The organism is Gemmobacter caeruleus, assembly GCF_008271655.1.
Classification (GTDB): domain Bacteria; phylum Pseudomonadota; class Alphaproteobacteria; order Rhodobacterales; family Rhodobacteraceae; genus Gemmobacter; species Gemmobacter caeruleus.
Map to the genome: position 1 here is coordinate 307,631 of NZ_VKKX01000022.1, position 21,948 is coordinate 329,578.

20 protein-coding genes are annotated in these 21,948 nt (G+C 66.6%); 5 read left to right on the forward strand and 15 right to left on the reverse strand.

All coding sequences use genetic code 11. The features are described 5' to 3' along the window. Positions 1–84: 84 nt before the first annotated feature. A complete protein-coding gene (locus FOA17_RS08465) occupies positions 85–348 on the reverse strand; it encodes a DUF167 domain-containing protein (RefSeq protein ID WP_238991767.1) in 264 nt (87 codons plus the stop codon). Positions 349–352: 4 nt separating this feature from the next. Next, on the reverse strand, positions 353–817 hold the full coding sequence (locus tag FOA17_RS08470) for a transglycosylase SLT domain-containing protein (protein ID WP_149141035.1): 465 nt from the start codon (positions 815–817) through the stop codon (positions 353–355). A gap of 161 nt (positions 818–978) precedes the next feature. Between FOA17_RS08470 and FOA17_RS08475 the strand changes: the two genes are divergently transcribed. Together FOA17_RS08475 and FOA17_RS08480 are read left to right on the forward strand one after the other, a co-directional pair. Further along, positions 979–1,560, forward strand: coding sequence for a nitroreductase family protein (locus FOA17_RS08475; RefSeq protein ID WP_149141036.1), 582 nt, complete (start codon positions 979–981; stop codon positions 1,558–1,560). Between the two features lie 7 nt (positions 1,561–1,567). Next, the gene (locus FOA17_RS08480) at positions 1,568–2,269 is read left to right on the forward strand and encodes an EI24 domain-containing protein (RefSeq protein WP_149141434.1); all 702 of its coding nucleotides are present in this window, start codon (positions 1,568–1,570) and stop codon (positions 2,267–2,269) included. A gap of 69 nt (positions 2,270–2,338) precedes the next feature. Here the strand turns inward: FOA17_RS08480 and FOA17_RS08485 are convergent, their stop codons facing one another. Together FOA17_RS08485 and mce are read right to left on the reverse strand one after the other, a co-directional pair. Then, entirely contained in the window at positions 2,339–2,623 is a 285-nt protein-coding gene (locus FOA17_RS08485) for a DUF1467 family protein (RefSeq protein WP_149141037.1), read from the reverse strand. A gap of 3 nt (positions 2,624–2,626) precedes the next feature. Beyond that, positions 2,627–3,031 (reverse strand): methylmalonyl-CoA epimerase, encoded by a 405-nt coding sequence (gene mce, locus FOA17_RS08490; RefSeq protein ID WP_149141038.1) that lies wholly within the window; start codon positions 3,029–3,031, stop codon positions 2,627–2,629. Positions 3,032–3,206: 175 nt separating this feature from the next. Between mce and FOA17_RS08495 the strand changes: the two genes are divergently transcribed. Then, complete coding sequence (locus tag FOA17_RS08495) at positions 3,207–3,971, forward strand: response regulator (RefSeq protein WP_162528204.1); 765 nt, start codon at positions 3,207–3,209, stop codon at positions 3,969–3,971. Here FOA17_RS08495 and FOA17_RS08500 read toward each other — a convergent pair. The 8 genes from FOA17_RS08500 to FOA17_RS08535 all read right to left on the reverse strand — a co-directional run bounded on the left by FOA17_RS08500 (position 3,944) and on the right by FOA17_RS08535 (position 12,013). After that, the gene (locus tag FOA17_RS08500) at positions 3,944–4,279 is read right to left on the reverse strand and encodes an MliC family protein (RefSeq protein ID WP_162528205.1); all 336 of its coding nucleotides are present in this window, start codon (positions 4,277–4,279) and stop codon (positions 3,944–3,946) included. The two genes, FOA17_RS08495 and FOA17_RS08500, sit on opposite strands and share 28 nt — an antisense overlap. Before the next feature lie 2 nt (positions 4,280–4,281). Beyond that, positions 4,282–4,995 (reverse strand): GNAT family N-acetyltransferase, encoded by a 714-nt coding sequence (locus tag FOA17_RS08505; RefSeq protein WP_162528206.1) that lies wholly within the window; start codon positions 4,993–4,995, stop codon positions 4,282–4,284. Between the two features lie 60 nt (positions 4,996–5,055). Beyond that, a complete protein-coding gene (locus FOA17_RS08510) occupies positions 5,056–6,321 on the reverse strand; it encodes a DUF1501 domain-containing protein (protein WP_149141042.1) in 1,266 nt (421 codons plus the stop codon). Between the two features lie 8 nt (positions 6,322–6,329). Further along, positions 6,330–7,718, reverse strand: a complete 1,389-nt coding sequence (locus FOA17_RS08515; RefSeq protein ID WP_149141043.1) for a DUF1800 domain-containing protein — start codon at positions 7,716–7,718, stop codon at positions 6,330–6,332. Between the two features lie 98 nt (positions 7,719–7,816). Then, a complete protein-coding gene (locus FOA17_RS08520; RefSeq protein WP_149141044.1) occupies positions 7,817–8,323 on the reverse strand; it encodes a DUF1993 family protein in 507 nt (168 codons plus the stop codon). A gap of 74 nt (positions 8,324–8,397) precedes the next feature. Then, positions 8,398–10,179, reverse strand: a complete 1,782-nt coding sequence (gene aspS / locus FOA17_RS08525; protein WP_149141045.1) for an aspartate--tRNA ligase — start codon at positions 10,177–10,179, stop codon at positions 8,398–8,400. Positions 10,180–10,316: 137 nt separating this feature from the next. Further along, entirely contained in the window at positions 10,317–10,907 is a 591-nt protein-coding gene (locus tag FOA17_RS08530; protein WP_238991768.1) for an aminotransferase class IV family protein, read from the reverse strand. Next, on the reverse strand, positions 10,904–12,013 hold the full coding sequence (locus FOA17_RS08535; protein WP_149141046.1) for an aminodeoxychorismate synthase component I: 1,110 nt from the start codon (positions 12,011–12,013) through the stop codon (positions 10,904–10,906). The genes FOA17_RS08530 and FOA17_RS08535 overlap by 4 nt, the downstream gene beginning before the upstream one ends. Before the next feature lie 244 nt (positions 12,014–12,257). Between FOA17_RS08535 and carB the strand changes: the two genes are divergently transcribed. Further along, positions 12,258–15,584 (forward strand): carbamoyl-phosphate synthase large subunit, encoded by a 3,327-nt coding sequence (carB, locus tag FOA17_RS08540; RefSeq protein ID WP_149141047.1) that lies wholly within the window; start codon positions 12,258–12,260, stop codon positions 15,582–15,584. A 318-nt stretch (positions 15,585–15,902) separates the two neighbouring features. Beyond that, positions 15,903–18,083, forward strand: a complete 2,181-nt coding sequence (gene uvrB, locus FOA17_RS08545; RefSeq protein ID WP_149141048.1) for an excinuclease ABC subunit UvrB — start codon at positions 15,903–15,905, stop codon at positions 18,081–18,083. A 36-nt stretch (positions 18,084–18,119) separates the two neighbouring features. Here the strand turns inward: uvrB and FOA17_RS08550 are convergent, their stop codons facing one another. The 3 genes from FOA17_RS08550 to FOA17_RS08560 all read right to left on the reverse strand — a co-directional run bounded on the left by FOA17_RS08550 (position 18,120) and on the right by FOA17_RS08560 (position 21,697). Further along, positions 18,120–18,860, reverse strand: coding sequence for a YebC/PmpR family DNA-binding transcriptional regulator (locus tag FOA17_RS08550; protein ID WP_149141049.1), 741 nt, complete (start codon positions 18,858–18,860; stop codon positions 18,120–18,122). Positions 18,861–18,946: 86 nt separating this feature from the next. After that, on the reverse strand, positions 18,947–20,731 hold the full coding sequence (locus FOA17_RS08555) for an SLC13 family permease (protein WP_149141050.1): 1,785 nt from the start codon (positions 20,729–20,731) through the stop codon (positions 18,947–18,949). A 153-nt stretch (positions 20,732–20,884) separates the two neighbouring features. Next, positions 20,885–21,697 (reverse strand): TIGR00282 family metallophosphoesterase, encoded by an 813-nt coding sequence (locus FOA17_RS08560; RefSeq protein ID WP_149141051.1) that lies wholly within the window; start codon positions 21,695–21,697, stop codon positions 20,885–20,887. Between the last annotated feature and the right edge of the window lie 251 nt (positions 21,698–21,948).

The following is a 21,948-nucleotide window of genomic DNA, read 5'->3' on the forward strand; positions in this document are numbered from 1 at the left end:
GCTTGCCCGGCGGGAGACGCCATATTCTAGCCGCCCGCGCCGCAGATACAAGCGCCAGTAATCACCCGCGCGGCGGCAAGGCGCTCAATCCAGCCGAAACAGCTTGTCCCGCGCCGTCGCGCCGCGCAAAAGCGTGAGCCGCCCCTTGGCCACGCCCAGGGCCTCGGCCAGCAATTCCTGCACGGCGCGATTGGCGCGGCCATCCTCGGGCACCGCCGTCACCTGCGCCCGCAACTGGCCATCCTGTTCGCTCAGCGCGTTGCGGCTGGCACGCGGGGTGACGCGCAGGGCAAATTCGGCGCCCGGCACCGCCAGCGCCCGCAGATCGGGTCCGGAGGGGCGCGCCACGCGCTCAGCCCCGCAGGCCGGTCTTTTCCAGCAGGCCCATGCGCTTGGCCTCATAGTAATAGCCGCGCGAATACCAGCCGACCGCGCGATCCTGATTGCCGCGCGCCACCAGCCAGGCACCCCGCAGATACTTGACCCCGTATTTCAGGTTGGTCTCGGCATCCAGCAGTTCCGCCGGCGCGCCACGATGGCCCATGGTGCGCGCAGTCTGCGGCAGGATCTGCATCAGCCCGAAATAGGGCCCGTTGCGCGCGGCCGGGTTATAGTTGCTCTCACGTTTCACCACCCGATGCACCAGCGATTCCGGCACGTCATATTCACGCGCATAATGCCGGATCAGCCGGTTCACCTCATCCGGGCCGCCCTGCATGGCGGGGGCCTCGGGGGCGGCGCGGCGGCGGCTGCCGCAGGCGGTCAGGCCAAGGCCCAGCATGGCCAGGATCAGGCTGCGGCGTGCGATCGGGGGCATTCGGGTCACTCTCTGTCGGAAACCGGGGGCGGAAATCTCGGGCAGAGTGATAGCGGCTTAGCGCCCAGGCGAAAAGCCCCGCCCCATGGCTTTTTCGGCCCGGTGGCTTCCCCCCGCCGAAGCGCACGCCTATCTTGGCGGCAAATCTACAGGAACCTGACATGCCCGACCCCAATCCCGCCGCGCTCGACTTTCTGCAACGGCGCCGCTCTGTTCCCGCCAAGGTGCTGACCCTGCCCGTGCCGACCGCCGATCAGTTGCAGCCGCTCCTGTCTGCCGCGCTGCGCGTGCCGGACCATGGCAAGATCGAGCCCTGGCGTCTGCTGGTGGTGACTGGCGGCGCGCTGGCCCGGCTTGCCGATCTGGCAGAGGCCCGCGCGACCGAACTGGGCGGCGACGCGGAAAAGATCGCCAAGGGGCGCGGGCAGTTCGATCAGGGGCATCTCGCGGTGGTGGTCATCGCCTCGCCCAAGGATCACCCCAAGGTGCCGCTCAGCGAACAGACCGCCTCGGCGGCCTGCGTCTGCCTCAGCCTCGTGAATGCCGCGCTGGCGGCGGGCTGGGGCGCCTGCTGGCTGACCGGCTGGGTCAGCCATGACCGCGGTTTTGCCGAGCCGGCCTTTGGCCTCGCGCCGCAGGAAAGCGTGGCGGGCATCGTCCATATCGGGACCGCGCCCGCAGCACCCGTGCCCGACCGGCCGCGCCCCGACCCCGCCGCGCTGACCCGGTGGATGACGGAGTAGGCACATGATCTTCACCGATTTTTCCCGCGCCCTGGGTCAGCTGGGCGACCCGCGTTTCCTGCGCGTGGTGGGGCTTGGCCTCGCGCTGTCGCTGGCGCTGCTGGTCGGGGTCTATGCCGGGATGCTGGGGCTGATCGAATGGCTGGCCCCCGCCACGGTCGAAATTCCCGGCATCGGCCCGGTGGGCGGGCTCGATACGCTGCTCTCCGTCGGGTCGTTCTTTCTGATGATCGGCTTGTCGATCTTTCTGATGATCCCGGTGGCGGCGCTGTTTTCCGGCCTGTTCCTGGAGGATGTGGTGGATGCGGTCGAGGATCTGCATTACCCCGCCCTGCCCGCCGTCACGCCTTTGCGCCTGTCCGACAGCCTGATCGACGCGCTGAATTTCTTTGGGCTGCTGGTGATGGCCAATGCGCTGGCGCTGCTGCTCTACGCCTTTGCCGGGCCGTTCATTCCGGTGGTGTTCTGGGCGGTGAACGGGTTTCTGCTGGGGCGCGAATATTTCACGCTGGTCGCGATGCGCCGCCTTGGGCGCGAAGGGGCCAAGGCGCTGCGCGCGCGCCATGCCGGCCAGATCTGGCTGGCCGGCACGCTGATGGCGGCGCCGCTTTCGGTGCCGCTGGTGAACCTGCTGATCCCGGTGCTGGGCGTTGCCACCTTCACCCATCTGTTCCACCGGCTGAACGCCGCCGGGGCTCCGGCGCGCTGAGCCGTCAGGCGCAGCCGGCACGCGGGGGCTCGATGCCCCCGAGGGCCGGGACGGTCGCTGCCGCAGGTGTCATTCGCCCTGGCCAGCCGGACCCAGCGTGCCGCGGAAATCCAGATCGCGCACCGTGACGATGCCGCTGGTGATGAACCAGACCAGCCCCGCCCAGACCACGACCGTCACCGCCGTCGTGATCAGCGCCTTCTTCTTCACGCCGCCGCTGGCCGGGGCCGATTTCGGCGTACCCGGCACCACCTCGCCCGCCTCGTCCTGGCTGACGAAACGGATGGGCAGGACCATGAAGAACACCATGAACCAGGTCACGGCAAAGACGATCAGCGCGGCGGTGATGGACATGGGTCAGACCTGTTCCAGTTCGACAAGACAGCCGTTGAAATCCTTGGGGTGCAGGAACAGCACCGGCTTGCCATGCGCGCCGATCTTCGGCTCGCCCGAGCCCAGCACCCGCGCGCCCGCGGCCTTCAGCCGGTCCCGCGCGGCCAGGATATCCTCGACCTCATAGCAGATGTGATGGATGCCGCCGGCCGGGTTCTTTTCCAGAAAGCCCGCGATGGGGGAATTTTCGCCCAGCGGATAAAGCAGTTCGATCTTGGTATTCGGCAGTTCGATGAAGACGACCGTCACCCCGTGATCCGGTTCATCCTGCGGCGCGCGCACGGTAGCGCCGAGCGTGTCACGATACTGCGCCGACGCCGCCTCCAGATCGGGCACCGCGATGGCGACATGGTTCAACCGTCCGATCATCCTGCTCTCCTCTTTGCCAATCGGGATCATCCGCGCCGCCGGACGGGCCATGGCCCGGCGCGCCTGTCGCTTATGCGGTGCGGGCGGGGGCGGCGCAAGCGGTGTTGGCCGGGCTTTACCATTCGTTAGGGGCTTTGTGCTTGGCTGGGGACAGCAGCCCGAACAGGAGGTTCCGATGCCCGGCCCCGACAGCCCGCTCCACCTGCCGCAAGCCCCCGCCTCTGACAGTCAGGGCGCCCCCTTGCAGGGCATGACCCTCCTTGCGGTGGAAGATAGCCGCAGCGCCTCCGACATGCTGCGCCTGATGTGCCAACGCTCCGGCGCGCGGCTGCGGCGCGCCGAATCGCTGGAGGTAGCGCGCTCGCATCTGCGCTGCTACCGCCCCGATGCGGTTCTGGTCGATATCGGACTGCCCGATGGCGATGGCACGCTGTTGATCCGCGATCTGGCCGCCCGGCGCGACCGGCCCGCCGTTCTGGCCATGTCGGGCGACCCCGATCTGGCGCAGGCGGCACTCGCCAGCGGCGCGACGGCCTTTCTGGCCAAACCCATCGGCCCGCTGGCGGCGTTTCAACGCCAGATCCTGCTGGCTGTAACCGGCAGCACCGCGCTGCCCCTGCCTCTGCCGGCCGAGGATGGGGCACCCGCGCGTCCCGATCCGCTGGCGCTGCATGACGATCTGCTGCATGCCGCCGCCTTGCTGTCCTGCGCCCGCGACGACCGGCGCACCACCTTCATCGCCGGCTTTGTCGAAGGCGTCGCGCGCATGTCGCAGGATGGGGAAATGGCGCGCATCGCCCATGCCGCACGGCTGAGCGGGGTGACCGGGCAAGAGGCGCTGCGCCGCATTCTGGCCGATCGGCTCGCGGTGCCGCTGGGTGATCTGATCGCCCCGCCGCCGCCCGAGACGGGTCAGCCCGCCGCCGCGCAATCGGCATAGATCGTAGCCTCTGCATCGCCTGCGCCATAAAGCAGCATCGCCGCATCGCCCTTTGTCCACCAGACAAAGGGCTGGGCGGGGTCAAGGCTGGCATAGCGCGCGCCCGAGGCGCTGCGCGCGATTTCAAGGGCAAGCTGCCGCCCCTCGAACCCCAGAACCGCCAGGCTGCGCCCGCCGATATTGACATAAGTCGCCTCGACCTGCGCGCCGCGATCACAGCGATAGTGCTGCGTCATCACCGCGTCGCCCTGCGCCAGGGCGGGGGCCGCGCCGCAGAGCAGCGCCAGGGTCAACATGCTCGTCTTCATCATCACCCCCTCGCCAATGTCGGGTCATCGGCGCCGCGCGCCAGGCCCGTCAGATCCGACAGGCTTTCGCGCTGCCGCGCGCCATCGCTGAAATTCGCGGGCGCCAACCAGGCGCGAAATGCCTCGTCCAGGCCCGGCCATTCGCTGTCGATCACCGAAAACCACGCGGTATCGCGGTTATGGCCCTTGACGATCATGTGCTGACGGAAGGTGCCCTCATAGGCAAAGCCCAGCCGCCGCGCCGCCCGGCGCGATGGCTGGTTCAGCGCGTTGCACTTCCATTCATAGCGCCGATAGCCCGCCGCAAAGGCCCATTGCATCATCAGATACATCGCCTCGGTCGCGGCCCGGGTCTTTTGCAGTTCCGGCGCGAGGCAGATATGGCCCACCTCGATCACGCCCTGCGCCGCGTCGATGCGCAGGAACGAGGCCACGCCACAGGCATGCCCGGTTTCCAGATCGCGGATCGCAAAGAACACCGGATCCAGCCGCGCCTCGTGATCCTTGACCCAGCGATGATAGGCCGCCGCGCCGGGAAAGGGGCCATAGCCCAGATAATCCCACAGCGAATCGTCGCTGGAAAAGGCGCGATACAGATCGCCGGCATGGGCCTCGGCCTCCAGCGGTTCCAGCCGCGCCCAGCGGCCCTCCAGCGCGATGCCCGCCGGATGCGGCGGCACCACAAACCCGTTCACGCGCGGCCCGATCCTGTTCACCCTGCCCCCCACCGAAACCCTTGCCGGGCAGGTTATCAGGCGGGAAACAAAGCGCAATATCTAGCGCAGAAGCCGCGGATCATCCCCCATCTGCAAGCCGGGAAAGACCGCGCTTTCCAGCACCGCGCGATCCAGCCCGAACATGGCTCGCATCACCCAGGCCGCCCAGGCCCGCACATCCGAGGTGGGCATCAGGTCGCGCCGGTCGAACAGCGCCGCCTCCTCCAGCCCCGGCCAGTTGCCCAGCACCCGCCCGCCGCGCAGGGCGCCGCCCGCCATCACCATGGCGCCGCCAGTGCCGTGATCGGTGCCCTGCGAGCCGTTCTCGGCGGCGGTGCGGCCGAATTCGGTCATGCACAGCACCGCCGTCCGATCCCAGACCGTGCCCAGATCGGCGCGCAGCTTCAGCAAGAGATGTTCGAGCCCCGACAGGCTCGGCGCCAGCGCGGCCGCCTGTTTGCGATGCGTATCCCAGCCCGAGATGGAAAAGGCCGCGATCCGGCTTTCGCCGCGCAGCCGGTCGGCCGCGAAACCGGCCAGCCGATCCAGATCGGCCAGGCGACGGCCCGGCGCGGGCGCGGTCATCATGCCCGTCACGGGCGCGGCCATATCGGTTTCCTCGGCCTGCATCAGCGCCTTGGCCAGATCCTCCATCTGCATCTCGTCGGCCAGATCCATCGCCTCGGTCGCCGCTTCGCGGAACAGGTCATCGTCGTGATAGACCTGTTCCAGCAAAAGCCGCGCCTGCGGGCTGAGCGCGAGGCGCTGTTCCGGCACCCAGCTGCGCACCGGCGCGCCGCCGGCCAGCAGCGGCAGCGCCTCGCGCCCGATGGCATAGGCGGTTTCGGCCTGCATCCCCGGCACCACCTGCAACATGCGGTTCAGCCAGCCGTCGCGCACCTCGGTCTGCGGCACGTCAAGGCCGGTCCCGGCCTCCAGAATGTCCTGCCCGTCGAAATGGCTGCGCTTGTTGCGATAAGGAGTCGAGGTGGCATGCACGAAGGCCAGTTCCTCCGCCGTCCACAGGGGCGCGAGGCCCGCCAGACGCGGATGCAGCTCAAAGAACCCGTCCAGCGGCAGGCCCGGCCCGCCCGATTGCGCCAGATTGGGGCGCAGCGCCGCAAAAAGCGGGTCGCCCACCGGGCGCAGCGCGTCCATCCCGTCCATCGCGCCACGCAGGATCACCACGACCAGCCGGTGATCGCCAAAGCCCGGCGCCCCCTGCGCCAGCGTCACCGTCGTCAGCCAGGGATGCGCCGCGGCGGAACAGCCCAGCACGCCCGCAGCGGCGCCCCGGAGAAACAGCCTTCGGGTCAGATCGGCCATGATGCCCCCTATCTGCGATTGAAGACGGGCGAGGCCAGCACGATGCCGACCGCCTCGCGCGGGGTTTCGGCGCGCCGGATCAGGGCGGGCAGCGGCAGCCCGTCGCCGCCCTGCGTCGCGGTCAGCGTGCCGAGGCCCTGCGCCAGCACCTGTTCTGCCGGCGGCAGGCCGGTTTCGCGCCGCAGCCGCCCCGGCACATCCATTGCCCAGCCGATCCGCGCCGCAAGGCCCTGCGGCGTGATCCAGCTTTCGGCGTTTTCGGGCCAGCCATCGGGACCGCGCGGCGCGTCCCAATCCTGCCCCATCACCGCCAGCGGTTCGCGGATCATCCGGCGAAACGGCTTGGGGCCAAGCGCCATCACCTCGGCCCCGGTGACGCCAAGCGCACGCAGCGAGGCGACAAGAAAATCAAAAGGTTGCCGCGCCTTGCGCAGCGGCGGGCGCAGTGCGGACGGGTCTGTCAGCAGGACGCGCAGCATGGGGCGCATCGCGGTATCGGCATCAAGATAGGCTGTGGCCATCCGGTCCACCAACCCTTCATCGGGCGTGTCGGACAGGAAATGCACCGCCAGCTTGCGCGCCAGATGCCGGGCGGTTTCGGGGCGGCGGGCCAGATCGGCCATCACCTGAAGGATCGGCGCCAGACCCTCGCCGGCATAGCTCTGACCCAGCACGATCTCGGCGCCCGGTTCCACCCGGCCCGGGGTGAAGGCCAGCCCCTCGCCCTCGCGCACGCCCAGGCCGGTCAGCAATTCAGCGAGTTGGCGCACGTCATCCTGACTATAGCCGGTGCCGACGCCCAGCGTATGCAGCTCCATCATCTCGCGCGCGAGGTTTTCGTTCAGCCCCAATCCCTTGCGCTGCCCGATGCGGGAATTCGGCCCGACCGAGGCCATCTGATCCAGCGCGAGCAGCATCGAGGGGTGCAGCTCCGCCGCCTGCAACAGGTCGATGAAGCGGCCCCCGACATGCGGGCGGATCGCGTGGTCAAAGCGGCTGGCGGTCAGGCCGCGATGGTCGCGCAGCCTGGCGAGCGTGGTGAAATGGTCGCCCCAGAACCGCACCAGCCTTTCGCGAAACCCGTCCGGGCTGTCGATGGCGCGGGCGATTTGCAGCTTCAGGAACAGGGTCTGCTGGGCGAGAACCTCTTTCACCAGCAGGACGAACGCCTTGCGTTCCGCCGATCGGGGCGGCGTGCCCCGGGCTAAGCGGCGCCCGGCGGCGCAGCGGGCATGCAGGTCCAGCACCTCTTGCGGCGGTGGCGCGGGCCAGAGCGCCAACCCGGCATCCAGCCCGGCCAGCAGGGCCAGCATGGCGCGCGGGTTGCGCGGCGCCCCCTGCCCCAGCGGCAGGCCGGTGCCAAAGCGAAAGGCGGCGATCTCGGCGGGGTCGATCATGGCAATGGCACGTTCCGGCGACAGCTGACGCCCTCAACATAGGCGCCCCCCGCGCGAGCGAAAGCCCCCCTCGCGCGTGACCGGCGGATTTCCGTCACCTAGAACCGGAAGCCATGCGGGTAATCGTGCAGCCCGTCGAAATCGGCCTTGCCGATCTCCAGCCCCTGCTGGCGCAATACGGCAAAGGCCATGCTGACATGGAACAGGAAGTTCGGCATCCCGAACAGGTGCAGGAATTCGGCGCCCGTCTGATCCAGTTCGGCAAAGCCCGCGCGGTGGCGGATGCGGCGCTCAGCCGCGCCGGCGAAATCTTCGGGGCGCAGCGCCGCCAGCCCCTGCCGCGCGTCCACGATGCGGCGACCAAGGCCGATCCGGTCCAGTCCGTGATCCTGCGCGGGTGGCACCGCGCGCCCGGCCAGCGGGCAGGCGATGCGCAGGGCAAAACCCGCCGCCGTCGCCACCTGCTGCGCCGCGCTGAACATATCGGGCACCAGCCGCGCCGCCAGCATCTGCTCGCGCCCTGCCGTGCGATCGACCATCCCGGCCAGCCGTGCCAGATAGTGATCCAGGACCGGCACCGAGGCCGCATAGATTTCTTGTGACATCCTGTTGATCCTCAAAGAAAAAGCCCGCTCTGCCGTCGGGCGGAGCGGGCCTTGGTCGCGGCGCGGTCGGACGGTCAGGCGTCCTTGGGCACCACGCGCAGGCGCAGCTCGCGCAGTTGTTCGTTGGTGGGCTCCGAGGGCGCGTTCATCAGCAGATCCTCGGCCCGCTGGTTCATCGGGAACATGATGACCTCGCGGATGTTCATCTCATCGGCCAGCAGCATCACCGCGCGGTCGATCCCCATGGCACAACCGCCGTGGGGCGGGGCGCCATATTTGAACGCCTTGACCATGCCGCCAAAGCGCTTGTCCACCTCGGAATTCGGGTAGCCGGCCAGTTCAAAGGCGCGATACATGATTTCCGGCTTGTGATTGCGGATACCGCCCGAGATCAGCTCATAGCCGTTGCAGGCCAGGTCGTATTGATAGGCATGCACCGTCAGCGGATCGCCATTCAGCGCCTCCATCCCGCCTTGCGGCATGGAGAAGGGGTTGTGGCTGAAGTCGATCTTGCCGTCGTCGGTTTTCTCATACATCGGGAAATCGACGATCCAGGCGAAACGGAAGGTATCGGTTTCGGCAAGGTTCAGCTCGCGCCCGATCTCGTTGCGGGCACGGCCGGCGAAACCCTCGAACTGTTCGGGCTTGCCGCCAAGGAAGAACGCCGCATCGCCGAGGCCGAGCCCCAGTTGCTGACGGATGGCCTCGGTCCGCTCCGGCCCGATATTTTTCGCCAAGGGGCCGGCGGCCTCCATCGCGCCATTCTCACCGTCGCGCCAGAAGATATAGCCCATCCCCGGCAGGCCCTCTTTCTGGGCATAGGCATTCATCCGGTCGCAGAACTTGCGGCTGCCGCCGGTGGGGGCCGGAATCGCGCGGATCTCGGTGCCCTCATTCTCCAGCAGCTTGGCGAAAACCGCAAAGCCAGAGCCTTTGAAATGGTCGGAAACCACCTGCATCTTGATCGGGTTGCGCAGGTCGGGCTTGTCGCTGCCATACCACAACATGCTGTCGCGATAGGCGATGCGCGGCCAGTCGGCCGGCACCTTGCGATCGGGGCGGAACTCCTCGAACAGGCCCTGAATGACCGGCTGCACGGCGGCGAAAATGTCTTCCTGCTCGACGAAAGACATTTCGATATCAAGCTGATAGAAGTCGGTCGGGCTGCGGTCGGCGCGCGGGTCTTCGTCGCGGAAGCAGGGCGCGATCTGGAAGTAGCGGTCGAAACCGGCCACCATGATCAACTGCTTGAACTGCTGCGGCGCCTGCGGCAGGGCGTAGAACTTGCCCGGATGCAGCCGCGACGGCACGAGGAAGTCGCGCGCGCCCTCGGGGCTGGAGGCGGTGATGATCGGCGTCTGAAACTCGTTGAAGCCCTGATCCCACATCCGGTTGCGGATCGAGCGCACCACGTTCGAGCGCAGCATCATGTTGCCATGCAGCTTTTCGCGGCGCAGGTCGAGGAAGCGGTAGGTGAGGCGGGTTTCCTCGGGGTAGTCGGTTTCCCCGAACACCGGCAGCGGCAGGTCACCCTCCACCGCGCCCAGCACGCGGACGGATTTCACATAGACCTCGATCTCGCCGGTGGCGAGTTTCGGGTTCACGAGGCTGGCGTCGCGCGCCTTGACCACGCCATCGAGCGAGATCACCCATTCGGCGCGCAGCTTTTCGATCTCCGCGAAGGCCGGGCTGTCGCTGTCGGCCAGCACCTGCGTCACGCCGTAATGGTCGCGCAGGTCGATGAACAGCACGCCACCATGATCGCGCACCCGATGCACCCATCCGGCCAGCCGGACATTCTGGCCGACATGATCCTTGTTGAGTTGCGCACAAGTATGGCTACGATAGGCGTGCATCACGCTCCCCTTTTCCGAGGCTTTCATCTGACGTGCCGATACACACCGGGGCGGCGGCCAAGTCAAGCCCGGCCGGCCATGGCCGGACCGATCCTTCGTCGAAGGATCGGATCAAAATCTTCGTCGAAGATTTTGGCTCACCCCAACCAGACCGCGGGGATCAGCCCGCGCAGGGCATTGCCGAGCCAGAGCCTGACATGGGGCAGGTCGGCGGCGGACAGCAGCTCCTCGGGGCAGGCCAGTTCGGCGCGCAGCACGCCGGGCAGCAGCCCGGAGGTCAGCGGCGGCGTGCGCATCCCCTGCCCCCGATCAAAGAACAGGTTGGTGATCGTGCCCTCGCAGACCTCGCCGCGTTCATTGAGAAAGATCGCCTCGTCAATGCCGGCGGGCAGCGTGGCGCGCGTCTCGTCATAAAGCTTGCGCCGGGTTGTCTTGTGGCGCAGCCAGGGGTCGGCGCTGTCAAGCCGTGCCTCGGCCAGCGCAACGCGCCAGTGCGCGGCCGCCGGCGGCAGCGGCCCTAGGGTGACCTGCGGCCCGTCGGCATCCAGCGTCAGCCGCACCCGGGCGGCACCGTCGGGCGCGGGCAGCACCGCCCGGATCGCCGCCGGATCACAGGTCAACCCGAAAGCCCTGGCGGAAGCCGTCAGCCGCGCAAGATGCAGGGCCAGGCGCGGATAGGCGGCGCCATCCCAGAGCATCGTCTCGATCAGGGTCACGGGACCGGTCATCGGCTCAGCACCGCCGCATAGCGGGCCTTCCAATGCGCCTCGTCCCATTCCCCCTGCGCGGTGGAATCGAAGACCACCCCACCCCCCACATTCAGCACCACCCGTTGCCCAAAGACCGACAGCGTGCGGATCGCCACGTTAAAGGTGGCCGCGCCATCGGGGGCCATCCAGCCGATCGCCCCGCAATAGACGCCGCGGGCATGCGGCTCGACCTCGCGGATGATTTCCATCGCGCGGATCTTGGGCGCCCCGGTGATGGACCCGCAGGGAAAGAGCGCGGGCATCAGCCGCGCCATGGCGGGCGGTTCCAGCAATTGCCCCACCACGCGCGACGACATCTGGTGGACGGTGGCGAAGGCTTCGACCGCGAAAAGTTCGGGCACCTTGACCGACCCGACCCGCGCCAGGCGCGAGATGTCGTTGCGCAAGAGATCCACGATCATCAGGTTTTCGGCCCTGCCCTTTTCGCTGCGCCACAGGTCTTCGGCCAGGGCGGCGTCTTCCTCGGGGTCGGGGCTGCGCGGCGCGGTGCCCTTCATCGGGCGGCTTTCGATACGCCCGCCGGCGGTGACCGAAAAGAACAGCTCGGGCGAGCGCGACACGATCGCCGGCCCCACGCCCAGATCGACCAGCGCGCCAAAGCCCACGGCCTGCCGCGACCTGAGCGCGGCATAAAGTTCGCGCGGATCGCCGTTCAGATCGGCCTCCATCGGGAAGGTCAGGTTGATCTGATAGCAATCCCCGGCGCGGATATAGGCGGCGACCTTGTCAAAGGCCGCGCCATATGCGTCGCGGCTGACCAGCGGACGCAACGGCGACAGATGCGCGTCGCCCGTCGGGGTGACGGCCGCCCCCGGCCCCTCGTAAAGGCCAAAGGCCAGCAGCGGATGCGCCCGATCCTGCGGCATGAGCGGGGCGAGCCGCGGCTCCAGCGCATAGCCCGCCTCATAGGACAGATAGCCCGCGACCCAAAGCCCCGACGCGCGCGCCGCATCCAGCCGCGCCAGCGCGGGCGCGACCTCATCGGGCTGCCAGGCCACGACCAGATCGCGCGGAGCGTCGAACATCGCGGGCCGGCCCTCGGGGCCATGTTCCAGAAGGATCACGTCGGGCTTCTCCTTTGACCGAGGCTTAGCAGCCCCGGCCCGCCCGGACCAGCCCGCGCGCGACCCTTCGCAGCCCCCCGGCGCCGCCTGCCCGCGCGGCCAGAACGCCCGTGCGGCGATAAGCCCTTGCGCCCCGGCCCGGCGTGACTATAACCCCCGACAATTTGCGCTTCGCCCAGAATCCTTCCTTGCTCCCCTTCCGGGGGCAGCGGCGCGCACACGCGGAACACATACGGGGGCCTCCATGCCGAAAAGAACCGATATCTCGTCGATCATGATCATCGGTGCCGGGCCCATCGTCATCGGGCAGGCCTGCGAATTCGACTATTCCGGCGCCCAGGCCTGCAAGGCCCTGCGCGAAGAAGGATACCGGGTCATCCTCGTCAACTCCAACCCCGCGACGATCATGACCGATCCGGGGCTGGCCGATGCGACCTATATCGAGCCGATCACCCCCGAGGTCGTCGCCAAGATCATCGAGAAGGAACGCCCCGACGCGATCCTGCCCACCATGGGCGGGCAGACCGGGCTGAACACCACGCTGGCGCTTGATGACATGGGCGTGTTGGAAAAGTTCAACGTCAAGCTGATCGGCGCCAATCGCCAGGCCATCGAAATGGCAGAAGATCGCAAGCTGTTCCGCGAGGCGATGGACCGGCTGGGGCTGGAAAACCCCAAGGCGACCATCGTCGCGGCACCCAAGGTGAACGGCAAGTATGACATTGCCTCGGGCGTGGCCGAGGCGATGAAGCAGCTGGAATATGTGGGCCTTCCGGCCATCATCCGCCCGGCCTTTACCCTGGGCGGCACCGGCGGCGGCGTGGCCTATAACCGCGACGATTACGAAGCCATCGTGAAATCGGGGCTGGAGGCCAGCCCGGTCGCGCAGGTTCTGGTCGATGAATCGCTGCTGGGCTGGAAAGAATACGAGATGGAGGTGGTGCGCGACCGCAAGGATAACGCGATCATCGTCTGCTCCATCGAGAATATCGACCCGATGGGCGTGCATACCGGCGATTCCATCACCGTGGCCCCGGCGCTGACGCTGACCGACAAGGAATACCAGATCATGCGCAACGGCTCCATCGCCGTGCTGCGCGAGATCGGGGTGGAGACCGGCGGGTCCAACGTGCAATGGGCGATCAACCCGGCCGATGGCCGCATGGTGGTGATCGAGATGAACCCGCGCGTGTCGCGGTCCTCGGCGCTGGCGTCCAAGGCCACGGGCTTTCCCATTGCCAAGATTGCGGCGAAACTGGCCGTCGGCTACACGCTGGACGAACTGGACAACGATATCACGAAAGTGACACCGGCCAGCTTTGAACCCTCTATTGATTATGTGGTCACCAAAATCCCGCGGTTCGCTTTTGAAAAATTCCCGGGGTCGGAACCGCACCTGACCACCGCGATGAAATCGGTGGGCGAGGTGATGGCGATCGGCCGCACCATCCATGAATCGCTGCAAAAGGCGCTGGCCAGCCTGGAAACCGGCCTCAGCGGCTTTGACGAAATCGCGGTGCCCGGCGCGCCCGACAAGGCCGCCATTTTCAAGGCGCTCGGCCAGCAGACCCCCGACCGGCTGCGCGTGATCGCGCAAGCCATGCGCGAGGGGCTGTCGAATGACGAGATCCAGCAGGCGACCAGCTTTGACCCCTGGTTCCTTGCCCGTATCCGCGAGATCATCGAGGCCGAGGCGGTGCTGCGCCGCGACGGGCTGCCCGTCACCGAGGAAGGGCTGCGCGCGGTCAAGATGCTGGGCTTTACCGATGCCCGCCTGGCTCGGCTGACCGGCCGGGACGAGGCGCAGGTCCGTCGCGCCCGCCGCAATCTGGGCGTCAAGGCGGTGTTCAAGCGCATCGACACCTGCGCCGCCGAATTCGAGGCGCAGACGCCCTACATGTATTCCACCTACGAGGCCCCCGCGATGGGGGATGTGGAATGCGAAAGCCGACCCTCCAACGCGAAAAAGGTCGTCATCCTGGGCGGTGGCCCGAACCGGATCGGGCAAGGGATCGAATTCGATTACTGCTGCTGCCATGCCTGTTTCGCGCTGACGGCGCAGGGCTATGAAACCATCATGGTCAACTGCAACCCGGAAACCGTCTCGACCGATTACGACACCTCGGACCGGCTGTATTTCGAACCGCTGACCCTGGAACATGTGCTGGAAATCTTGCGGGTGGAGCAGGAAAACGGCACCCTGCATGGCGTGATCGTGCAGTTCGGCGGCCAGACGCCGCTGAAGCTTGCCAATGCGCTGCATGAGGAAGGCATCCCGATCCTCGGCACCACGCCCGATGCGATCGACCTGGCCGAAGACCGTGAGCGGTTCCAGAAACTGCTGCATGAACTGGGGCTGAAACAGCCTGTCAACGGCACCGCCCGGTCGCGCGACGAGGCCTTTGCCGTGGCCGCGCAGGTGGGCTATCCGCTGGTCATCCGCCCGTCCTTCGTGCTGGGCGGCCGCGCGATGGAGATCGTGCGGTCGGACGACCAGCTTGAACGCTATATCGCCACCGCCGTGCAGGTCTCGGGCGACAACCCGGTGCTGCTGGACAGCTATCTGTCGGGCGCGATCGAGGTCGATGTGGACGCGCTCTGCGACGGCGAGGCGGTGCATGTCGCCGGCATCATGGAACATATCGAAGAGGCCGGCGTCCATTCGGGCGACAGCGCCTGCTGCCTGCCGCCGCATTCGCTCAGCCCCGAAACGGTCGAGGAACTGAAGCGCCAGACCGTGCTGATGGCGCGCGCGCTGCATGTCGTGGGCCTGATGAACGTGCAATTCGCGGTCAAGGACGGTGTGATCTATGTGCTGGAGGTGAACCCCCGCGCCAGCCGCACCGTACCTTTCGTCGCCAAGGCGACCGACAGCGCCATCGCCTCGATCGCCGCGCGGTTGATGGCGGGCGAAAAGCTGGCGAACTTCCCCGAACGCGCGCCCTATGCGGCGGGGGTCGGCCCCGACACGGTGCTGCCGCTGGCCGATGCCAATACGCTGGCCAACCCGATCACGCCCTGGTTCAGCGTCAAGGAGGCCGTGCTGCCCTTTGCCCGCTTCCCCGGCGTCGATCCGCTGCTGGGGCCGGAGATGCGCTCCACCGGCGAGGTGATGGGCTGGGATCGCACCTTCGCGCTGGCCTTCCTCAAGGCGCAGATGGGCGCGGGCACGCTGCTGCCGGAAAGCGGCCGGGTCTTCGTGTCGATCAAGGATGCCGACAAGACCGAGGCCATGGCCGCTGCGGCGCGTGGTCTGGTGGGGCTGGGCTTCCAGATCGTCGCCACGCGCGGCACGCAGATCTGGCTCAAGGCGCAGAGCATCGAGGCCGCACCGGTCGCCAAGGTCTATGAGGGGCGCCCGAACATCGTCGATGCGCTGAAGAACAACGAGATCGCGCTGGTGATGAACACGACCGAGGGCACCCAGGCCATCGCCGACAGCCGCGATATCCGGCGCGTGGCGCTGATGGACAAGATCCCCTACTTCACCACCGCCGCCGCCGCCATCGCCGCCGTCGCCGCGATGCAGGCCCGCAGCGAAGGCTACGGCGTGCGGACCTTGCAGGGCTGACCGTGCCAACAGGGCAGAATGCGAAAAGGCCGGGCTTTGCCCCGGCCTTTTTCTTGCAAGTCCTGTCGGCCGGCCTGGGAGTGTGGGGTGGGTGTGGCGGGCCAGCCGACAGTGCGTTGCTTGCCCCTTCATCTTGCGTGTGGTCCAGATGAAATGCAACTAAAAGATGCACAATTTACATGACTAATCTGAAAAATTGAATCGTTCTCCTTTACCTTGCGGCAAGAAAGGTTGCGAAAACCTGAATCCGCCCCGATTTCCGCCCTTGAACAGGAACAAAAACGGATCATCCTGTGGGGCCAAGCCCCGCGAGTCGTCATGCCCCACAACAATACCAACGCCCCCGCCCCCCGCCCCGACGTGCTGACCCGCCCCAAGCTGGAAGGCGGTCGGCGCTTTGTCATGCAATCGCCCTTTCAGCCGGCGGGCGACCAGCCGACCGCCATCGCGGAACTGACCGCCGGCGTGCAGGCCGGCGAACACGATCAGGTGCTGCTGGGCGCCACCGGCACCGGCAAGACCTTTACCATGGCCAAGATCATCGAGGAGACGCAGCGCCCTGCGATCATCCTCGCGCCCAACAAGACGCTGGCGGCGCAGCTTTACGGCGAATTCAAGGGCTTCTTCCCGGATAACGCCGTTGAGTATTTCGTAAGCTATTACGATTACTACCAACCCGAAGCCTATGTGCCGCGGTCGGACACCTATATCGAAAAGGAAAGCCAGATCAACGAACAGATCGACCGGATGCGCCACTCGGCCACCCGGGCATTGCTGGAACGCGACGATGTGATCATCGTGGCCTCGGTCAGCTGCATCTACGGCATCGGCTCGGTCGAAACCTATTCGGCGATGACGCAGGATCTGATCGTGGGGCAGATGTATGAACAGCGGCAGGTGATCGGCGAACTGGTGGCGCAGCAATACCGGCGCAATGACGCGGCCTTTGCGCGCGGCAGCTTCCGGGTGCGCGGCGACAGCCTTGAGGTCTGGCCCGCCCACCTTGAGGATCGCGCCTGGCGGTTTTCGTTCTTTGGGCCGGAACTGGAAAGCATCGTCGAATTCGATCCGCTGACCGGGGCGAAGACCGATGTGTTCAAGCAGATCCGCATCTATGCGAACAGCCATTATGTGACGCCGCGCCCGACGATGCAGCAGGCGATCAAGGGCATCAAGCTGGAGCTGCGGCAGCGACTGGAACAGTTGCAGGCCGAGGGCAAGCTGCTGGAGGCGCAGCGGCTGGAACAGCGCTGCAATTTCGATCTGGAAATGCTGGAGGCGACGGGCGTCTGCAACGGGATCGAAAACTATTCGCGTTACCTGACCGGCCGCGCCCCGGGCGAGCCGCCGCCGACGCTGTTTGAATTCATCCCCGACAATGCCATTGTTTTCGCGGATGAATCCCATGTTTCGGTGCCGCAGATCGGCGGCATGTATCGCGGCGACTATCGGCGCAAGTTCACGCTAGCGGAACACGGCTTCCGCCTGCCCTCCTGCATGGACAACCGCCCGCTGAAGTTCGAGGAATGGGACGCGATGCGCCCGCAGTCGATCTTTGTCAGCGCCACCCCGGCGGCATGGGAGATGGAGCAGGCCGGCGGCGTCTTTGCCGAACAGGTGATCCGCCCCACCGGCCTGCTGGACCCGGTGGTCGAAATCCGCCCGGTGGAGATGCAGGTCGATGACCTGCTGGACGAGATCCGCAAGGTGGCGGCGCAAGGCTTGCGCGTGCTGGTCACCACGCTGACCAAGCGGATGGCCGAAGACTTGACCGAATATTTCCACGAACAGGGTATCCGCATCCGCTATATGCACAGCGACATCGACACGATCGAACGCATTGAAATCCTGCGGGATTTGCGGCTGGGGGCCTTTGACGTGCTGGTGGGGATCAACCTCTTGCGCGAGGGGCTGGATATCCCGGAATGCGGGCTGGTCGCTATTCTGGACGCGGACAAGGAAGGGTTCCTGCGGTCGGAAACCTCGCTCATCCAGACCATCGGGCGGGCCGCGCGCAATGCCGAAGGCCGCGTGATCATGTATGCCGACCGCATCACCGGCAGCATGGAACGCGCCTTGGCCGAAACCAACCGCCGCCGCGAAAAGCAGATGGCCTATAACGAGGCGCATGGCATCACGCCGCAAACGGTGAAGAAGAACGTGGAGGATGTGCTGGCCGGCCTCTGGCAGGGCGATACCGATCAGGCACGCATCACGACCAAGGTGGACAAACCGATGGTCGGGCAGAACCTGGCCGCCCATCTGGATGCGCTGCGCGCGCAGATGCGCAAGGCCGCCGAAAACCTGGAATTCGAGGAGGCCGCCCGCCTGCGCGACGAGGTGAAGCGGCTGGAGGCGGTGGAACTGGCGGTTTCCGACGACCCGCTGGCGCGGCAATCGGTGATCGAGGACGCGGTGGAGGAGGCGGTGAAATCCTCGGGCCGCTCCACCGCCGGGCGCGCGGGCCAGCGCGGCGGCAACAAGCGGCGCCGGCGCTAGAATGCAAAGGCCCCCGCGCGGGGGGCCTTTCGGGTATCAGAGCTGGGCGGCCACGTCTTCGGGCACGTCGAAATTATGGGTGACGGTCTGCACGTCGTCATCCTCTTCCAGCATGTCGATCAGCCGCATCAGCTTTTGCGCCGTGTCCAGATCGACCTCGGTGCGCGATTGCGGCTTCCAGATCAGCTTCGACTCGGTCGATTCCCCAAGCGCCTTTTCCAGCGCATCGGAAACCTCGGACAGGTCTTCGACCTGGCAATAGATCCAGTGGCCGTCCTCATCGGTTTCCACATCGTCGGCGCCGGCCTCAAGGGCGGCCATCATCACCGTATCGGCATCGCCGGCCGAGATCGGATAGGAAATCTCGCCCACGCGGTCAAAGCTGTGCGCGACCGAACCGGTCTGCCCCAGATTGCCGCCGCATTTGGTGAAATAGCTGCGCACATTCGAGGCGGTGCGGTTCAGGTTGTCGGTCATCGCCTCGACGATCACCGCGATACCGCCGACGCCATAACCTTCGTAGCGGATTTCGGTATAGCTTTCGGCATCGCCGCCGATGGATTTCTTGATCGCGCGTTCGATCACGTCCTTGGGCATCGACACGGCCTTGGCGGCCTTTACCGCCAGACGCAGGCGCGGGTTCTTGTCAGGATCAGGGTCGCCCATCTTGGCGGCGACGGTGATTTCCTTCGCCAGCTTCGAGAACATCTTGGAGCGCAGCTTGTCCTGCTTGCCCTTGCGATGCTGAATGTTCGCCCATTTCGAATGGCCTGCCATGACCCCAGACTCCGGTCCCTGATACGGTGATGGCGTCCTCTACACCAGCCAAGGGGGCGCGGGCAACCCCTGCCCCCCTTGCCCGGTCAGGGGTAAAGCGGCCAGATCAGCGGAATCAGCGCCGAACAGAGCAGCCAGAGCAGGATGTTCAGCGGCAGGCCCAGCCGGGTGAAATCGGTGAACTTGTAGCCGCCGGGGCCGTAAACCATCATGTTGGTCTGATATCCGACCGGCGTCGCGAAGGCGAGCGTGGCCGAGAACATCACCGCCACCGCAAAGGGGCGCGGGTCCACGCCCAGTTGCTGCGCCAGGCTGATGGCAATCGGCGTATACAACACCGCGACCGCGTTGTTCGACAGGAATTCGGTCAGCACCATGCCCAGCAGATACACCACCATGATCATGGCAAAGGGCGGCAGGTCGGTCATCAGAGGCTCCACCGCCTCCACGATCAGCGTCACCGCGCCGGATTGTTCCAGCCCCTGCCCGACCGCGATCATCGAAAAGATCATCGCCAGCAGCCGCCCGTCCACAAAGCTGAACGCCTCGTCGCTGTCGATGCAACGGGTGATCAGGATCAGGCCGACGGCAAAGAAGCCCAGCGTATAGATCGGCGCGACCTCAAACGCCGAAAGGACCACCACCGCCGCCAGCGCGCCGATGGCGATCGGCGCCTTGCCCCGACGATAGGCGCGCTGCTTGGGCTTGGACACATCGACCATGTCCATGTCATCGGCCAGACGGCGGATATCCTCGGACGCGCCTTCCAGCAGCAGCGTATCGCCCACCTGCACCACCAGCTCGTCCAGTTGCCGGCCGATATTCTGGCTCTTGCGATGCGCGGCCAGCACATAGACCCCATAGCGCCGGCGCAGCCGCATCTCGCCCAGGCTGCGCCCGATCATGTGGCAACCGGGGGTGATCAGCACCTCTACCGTCTCTGTCTGCACCGATGAAAGCTTGTCCACGATGCGCATGTCGGTGCGGTTCTGCATGTCCAGCAGTTCCGACATCTCGGTGCGCAAGACCACACGGTCGCCCGCCTCCAGCACCACCGCCTGAAGGTCGCGCCGCAAGGACAGATCGCCGCGCAGCACGTCCACCACCCGCACGCCGGCGCGCTTGAACTGCTGCACCTCCAGAACCGGGGTGCCGACCAGCACCGAATCCTCGGGGATCGCGACCTCGGTGAAATACTTCATCCGCTTGCGGTCGCCCAGCAGCGAGGCCATGGACTGCCGCTCAGGCAGCAGGCGGTTGGCGAACAGCGCCTGATAGGCCCCGCCCACGAGCAGCACCGCCAAGCCCATCGGGGCGATCTCGAACAGGCCGAAATGCGGCAGGCCCGCGCCATGCACCACGCCATCGACCAGCAGGTTGGTCGAGGTGCCGATCAGCGAGATCATCCCCCCCATGACGGTCATATGGCTGAGCGGGATCAGCATTTTCGACGGCGCGACGCCCAGCTTGTTGGCCATCTGCATCACGACCGGGATCATCACCGCCACCAGAGGCGTGTTGTTCATCACTGCCGAGGCAAGGCCCACGAACAGGAACAGCACCGCAATCGTGGTCTTGGGCCGGTTGCCGACATGGGCCTCGGCCGCGTTGATCATCAGCTCCACCGCGCCGGTGCGCACCAGACCGCCCATCACCATGAACATCAGCGCGATGGTCCAGGGGGCATTGTTCGACAGAACCTTCAGCGCCTCCTTTTCAGGCAGGATGCCGACCAGGATCATCGCCGCCGCGCCGATCATCGCGGTCACCTCCACCGGGAAGGTTTCGCGCACGAACAGCACAAACATGCCAAACAGGATCGCCAGCGACACATAGGCCTGGGTTTCCTGCGCCAGTTCCAATCCGAGCATGTCGCCTCCCGATCAAACTCGACCGAATGAGTAGATAATAATTTCCCGTCTGGCAAAGGATTCGTTGCCGCAGCCCCGTTCCGGGCCGCAGAAAGGGAAGAAAGTCCCTGTCCAGCGGCTGCGCCGGACGATCATGCCGCAAAAGACGGCGGATCAGGGACGCGCCTCCTCCAGCCGCCCGCCGATACGGATCATGCGCACCCGGCTGGCAAGGCCGGTGCGGTCATCGGTCTCCACATAGACGCCTGACAGGGTGGCCGGGCCATTGGCAGGGGTGAAACGCTCCTTCGGCATGCCGGTGACGAAACGGCGCATCGGCTCCAGCTTTTCCATGCCGATCACGCTGTCATAATCGCCGCACATGCCGGCATCGCTCAGATAGGCGGTGCCGCCGCGCAGGATCTGGGCGTCGCCGGTGGGCACATGGGTATGGGTGCCGACGACCAGACTGGCCCGGCCGTCGCACCAATGGCCCATGGCCATCTTCTCCGACGTGGCCTCGCAATGGATGTCGATCACCGCGGCCTGCACCGCCCCGCCCAGCGTCTGCGTCTTCAGCACGGCGTCGATGGCCGAAAACGGATCGTCAAAGGGCCGCTTCATGAAGACCTGCCCCAGCACCTGCGCCACCAGCACCTTGCGCCCGCGCGTGTCGGAAAACACCCGCGCGCCCTTGCCCGGCGCCAGTCTGGCAAAGTTCAGGGGCCGCAGGATGCGGTTTTCCTGCTCGATGAAGGGCAGCATGTCCTTCTGGTCAAAGGCATGATCGCCCAGCGTCAGGCAATCCGCCCCCGCCGCCAGCAGCGCCTTGGCATGATCGGCCGTCAGCCCCGCCCCCGACGAGGCGTTCTCGCCATTGACCACCACGAAATCGAGGCCCCATTCGGTCCGCAGACCGGGAAGCCGCTCCACGATGGCGGCACGCCCTGCGCGCCCCATCACATCGCCCAGAAACAGGATCTTCATCCCCGATCCCTAGGCCGCCGCTGCCTTGGGCGCAAGCCTTCTGCCTTGCTTCTTGCCGAAATACTCCGGGGGTCCGGGGGGTGGCCCCCGGCGCCCGCCCGCCGCGCGCAACGGTCAGGGCGGAGGGGGGGGGGGGGGGGGGGGCCCCCCCCCCCCGCCCGCCCGCCGCGCGCAACGGTCAGGGCGGACCGGGGCGCTGCCCCGGACCCCGGAGTATTTTGCCAAGGAGCAAGAGGCAGGCTCTGGTCACC

Excerpts from the sequence above, each read along its gene's own strand:
- FOA17_RS08470 (WP_149141035.1), bottom strand. The coding sequence starts at position 817 with ATGCCCCCGATCGCACGCCGCAGCCTGATCCTGGCCATGCTGGGCCTT.
- FOA17_RS08475 (WP_149141036.1), top strand. The coding sequence starts at position 979 with ATGCCCGACCCCAATCCCGCCGCGCTCGACTTTCTGCAACGGCGCCGC.
- FOA17_RS08485 (WP_149141037.1), bottom strand. The coding sequence starts at position 2,623 with ATGTCCATCACCGCCGCGCTGATCGTCTTTGCCGTGACCTGGTTCATG.
- mce (WP_149141038.1), bottom strand. The coding sequence starts at position 3,031 with ATGATCGGACGGTTGAACCATGTCGCCATCGCGGTGCCCGATCTGGAG.
- FOA17_RS08495 (WP_162528204.1), top strand. The coding sequence starts at position 3,207 with ATGCCCGGCCCCGACAGCCCGCTCCACCTGCCGCAAGCCCCCGCCTCT.
- FOA17_RS08500 (WP_162528205.1), bottom strand. The coding sequence starts at position 4,279 with ATGAAGACGAGCATGTTGACCCTGGCGCTGCTCTGCGGCGCGGCCCCC.
- FOA17_RS08510 (WP_149141042.1), bottom strand. The coding sequence starts at position 6,321 with ATGGCCGATCTGACCCGAAGGCTGTTTCTCCGGGGCGCCGCTGCGGGC.
- FOA17_RS08515 (WP_149141043.1), bottom strand. The coding sequence starts at position 7,718 with ATGATCGACCCCGCCGAGATCGCCGCCTTTCGCTTTGGCACCGGCCTG.
- FOA17_RS08520 (WP_149141044.1), bottom strand. The coding sequence starts at position 8,323 with ATGTCACAAGAAATCTATGCGGCCTCGGTGCCGGTCCTGGATCACTAT.
- aspS (WP_149141045.1), bottom strand. The coding sequence starts at position 10,179 with ATGCACGCCTATCGTAGCCATACTTGTGCGCAACTCAACAAGGATCAT.
- FOA17_RS08530 (WP_238991768.1), bottom strand. The coding sequence starts at position 10,907 with ATGACCGGTCCCGTGACCCTGATCGAGACGATGCTCTGGGATGGCGCC.
- carB (WP_149141047.1), top strand. The coding sequence starts at position 12,258 with ATGCCGAAAAGAACCGATATCTCGTCGATCATGATCATCGGTGCCGGG.
- uvrB (WP_149141048.1), top strand. The coding sequence starts at position 15,903 with ATGCCCCACAACAATACCAACGCCCCCGCCCCCCGCCCCGACGTGCTG.
- FOA17_RS08550 (WP_149141049.1), bottom strand. The coding sequence starts at position 18,860 with ATGGCAGGCCATTCGAAATGGGCGAACATTCAGCATCGCAAGGGCAAG.
- FOA17_RS08555 (WP_149141050.1), bottom strand. The coding sequence starts at position 20,731 with ATGCTCGGATTGGAACTGGCGCAGGAAACCCAGGCCTATGTGTCGCTG.
- FOA17_RS08560 (WP_149141051.1), bottom strand. The coding sequence starts at position 21,697 with ATGAAGATCCTGTTTCTGGGCGATGTGATGGGGCGCGCAGGGCGTGCC.